At 77.0% G+C, this 3,135-nt stretch carries 2 protein-coding genes and 1 pseudogene; all 3 read left to right on the forward strand.

The window, feature by feature from the left end:
- A pseudogene (locus SSQG_RS11935) lies at nucleotides 1–339 on the forward strand (trypsin-like peptidase domain-containing protein); the annotation flags it as partial.
- Nucleotides 340–407: 68 nt separating this feature from the next.
- Complete coding sequence (locus SSQG_RS11940) at nucleotides 408–1,436, forward strand: AAA family ATPase (RefSeq protein ID WP_003990014.1); 1,029 nt, start codon at nucleotides 408–410, stop codon at nucleotides 1,434–1,436.
- Nucleotides 1,426–3,135 (forward strand): SAV_2336 N-terminal domain-related protein (locus SSQG_RS11945; RefSeq protein WP_003990015.1); only part of this gene is annotated, 1,710 nt, incomplete at its 3' end. The genes SSQG_RS11940 and SSQG_RS11945, both read left to right, overlap by 11 nt.

The following is a 3,135-nucleotide window of genomic DNA, read 5'->3' on the forward strand; positions in this document are numbered from 1 at the left end:
ACCGCCCCGGCCGCCTCCCGCACCCGGCCGCAGTTCGACACCTCGCTCACCGCGCCGGCCCCGGTGATCGTGTGGTCGCGCGGCGGCTGCGGCTCGGGACAGGAGGACTGCTCCGGAGCGGACGGCTGCACCGGCAAGGCCTTCCTGGACGCGCTCGACGCCTGCGTCGCGGACGTACCGCCCGCCGAACTCCCCCGCCACGTCCTGGCCCTGCGCGAGGAGGCCGCCGCGGAGGAGGACCACTGGGCCCACGGCATCCAGCTGCTGTGGGACGACCCGCGTGTCTTCACCGACCCGCACGCCGTCGCCGCGGCCCACACCCGAACACCGGTGGCCTGACCCACCGGGAAGCCGCCCGGCGCCCGAGGAACACCCGCACGAAAACGGAGAGCGGAGACCACACCCCCATGCCGCACTGGTCCGTCTACACCGGCAGCAACGAGCCGCACGACGGCATCGACGACCTCCCCGATCCACCGCCCTGGCGCGCCTTCGACGGCGGGCCCGCCCTGCCGCCGCCGCACGACACCGACGACGCGACGGCCGTCTCCCCCGACCGTGTGCACCGGGCGAAGTCGTACGTGGCCACCCCCGAGAGCGTCCGGCTCGTCAACGCCGCGCTCTGCCTGCGCCGCCCGCTGCTCGTCACCGGCCCACCCGGCACCGGCAAGTCCTCCCTGGCCTACGCGGTCGCCCGCGAGCTGCGCCTCGGGCCGGTCCTGCGCTGGAACATCACCAGCCGCAGCGCCCTGGCCGACGGCCTCTACCAGTACGACCCGCTGTCCCGGCTGTACGCGGCCCGGGAGCGGCGGGACGGGCAGGACCGTTCCGGCCGTTCCGCCGCCGAGGTCGAGGACCACCTCCGCCTCGGCCCGCTCGGCACGGCCCTGCTCCCCTACGACCGGCCCCGCGCCCTGCTCGTCGACGAGATCGACAAGAGCGACCTCGACCTGCCGAACGACTTGCTCAACGTGCTGGAGGAGGGCCAGTACGAGATCCCCGAACTGGTGCGGGCAGCCCGCCACTCGGGCGGCGGCGCGGCCGAGGTCCTCGCGGACGGCACGGACACCCCGGTCACCGTGCACCGCGGCCGGGTGCGCTGCCGGGCCTTCCCGTTCGTGGTGCTGACCAGCAACGGCGAGCGCGAGTTCCCGCCCGCCTTCCTGCGCCGCTGCGTCCGGCTGAAGCTGCGCCGCCCCGACCGGGACCAGCTCACCGACATCGTCCGCGCCCACCTCGACACCCCGGACGGCCACGCCGACCGCATGATCAGCCAGTTCCTGGAACGGGCCGCCGGCGGCGAACTGGCCACCGACCAGCTGCTGAACGCCCTGTACCTCACCGGGGTCGCGGGCCTGGACGCCGACTCCCGCGACGACCTCGCCGAGCAGCTGATGCCGTACCTCAGCGCGACGGCCGACGGCGATGGCTTCTGACCCGGGCACCGGGCGGCCGTCGCCGGTCGCCCGGCTGGCCGCGGCCCTGGCCGCGGCGGGCGCGTCGCCGACGCCCCGGGAGCTGGCGGAACTGCTGTGGATGGCAGCCCGGTTGGCACCACCGGACCGGCCGGAGGAGACGCCGTCGGGGGCCGTCGCGTCCGGCGGCCCCGCCGGGGAAGGTGCCGCCGGAGGGGAGGGTGCCGCCGCCGGGGAGGGTGCCTCCGTCCCTGAGGAGAACGGCGCTGCGGGGCCTGCGCAGCCGGAGCCGTCTCACCGTACGCCGGACCCGTCCCCGGAGGCCCCGGAGGCAACCGGCCCGACCCCCGGCCGCGTTCCCCTCAGCCTGCCCGCCCCCCGCTCCCCGCATCACCGGCCCGACCACCCGGGCGGCGGCGGATCGCCCCTCCTCGCCCCGGCGCCCCCGATGCTCCCGCACCCGCTGGCGCTGCAACGCGCCCTGCGCCCGCTGAAGCGCGAGGTGCCCTCCGCGCACGGCCGGGTGCTGGACGAGCGGGCCACGGCCGACCGGATCGCCCGGCTCGGCGCCCACCCCGACGTGTGGTTCCCCGTGCTGCGCCCGGCCCCCGACCGCTGGCTGCGCCTCAACCTCGTGCACGACACCGGCCCCACCATGCCGGTCTGGCGCCCTCTCGTGGCCGAACTGCACGCGGCACTCGCCCAGTCGGGCATCTTCCGCACGGTCGGCCTGCACCCGGCCACGCCCGACGGCCGGGCCCGCCAGGTGCCCGTCCTCGACGACGGCCGCACGGTCACCCTCGTCCTCAGCGACTGCATGGGCCCGCAGTGGCGCCCGGGCGAGGCGGGCGACCGCTGGTACCGCACCCTGCGGCACTGGGCCCGGCACATGCCGCTCGCCGTCGTCCAGCCGCTCCCGGAACACCTCTGGCCCACCACCGCGCTCCCCGCCGAACCGGGCCTGCTCACCGCGCCGTCCACGGCGGCGCCCTCGGCGACACTGGCCTTCACCCCGTACGACCCCGCACCCGCCCCCGCCTCCGAGCAGGCCCTCCCGGTCCCCGTCCTGGAACCGGGCGCCCCCTGGCTCGCCCACTGGGCGGCCCTGGTGGCCGACCCGGGTGGTGCCCGCACACCCGGTGCGGTGGCCTGGCTGCCGCCCGCCCCCGCACCGCCCGCCGAACCGGCCCCCGATCTCGCCTCGTCCTCCCCGGAGGACCTGGTGCTGCGCTTCCGCGCCACCGCGTCCCCGGAAGCCTTCCGCCTCGCCGGGCACCTCGCGCTGGCGGTCCCCTCTGTCCCGGTGATGCGTCTCGTGCAGCGCGCCCTGGACCGCGACCCGCGCCCCCAGCATCTCGCCGAGGTCATCCTCAGCGGCATGCTCATCTCCGTCCCCGGGCCACCGGGCTCGTACGCGTTCCGGCCCGGCGTACGGGAGTTGCTGCTGCGCTCCCTCCCGCGCACGGCCCGCGGCCGGACCCGCGAGTTCCTCGCGCGGGTCGGTGGCCTGATCGACGAACGGGCGGGCCTCGCGGCCGGGGAGTTCCGGGCCGAGACATCCGGCGGCCAGGGCGACGCCCCGGGCACGGCGTTCGCGACCGTGAGCGAGGAGACGGTGCGGCGGCTGGGCGGGGAGGGGGCGCCGCCGGAGCGTCTCATCGGCGGGCGGTACCGGCCGACCGGGTTGCGCGGGATACGACACGCAGCCTGTGGAAGGCCG

Origin of the sequence: Streptomyces viridochromogenes DSM 40736, assembly GCF_000158955.1 — a bacterium.
GTDB classification, from domain to species: Bacteria; Actinomycetota; Actinomycetes; order Streptomycetales; family Streptomycetaceae; genus Streptomyces; species Streptomyces venetus.

Coding starts and splice junctions, on each gene's coding strand:
- SSQG_RS11940 (WP_003990014.1), top strand. CDS start 408: ATGCCGCACTGGTCCGTCTACACCGGCAGCAACGAGCCGCACGACGGC.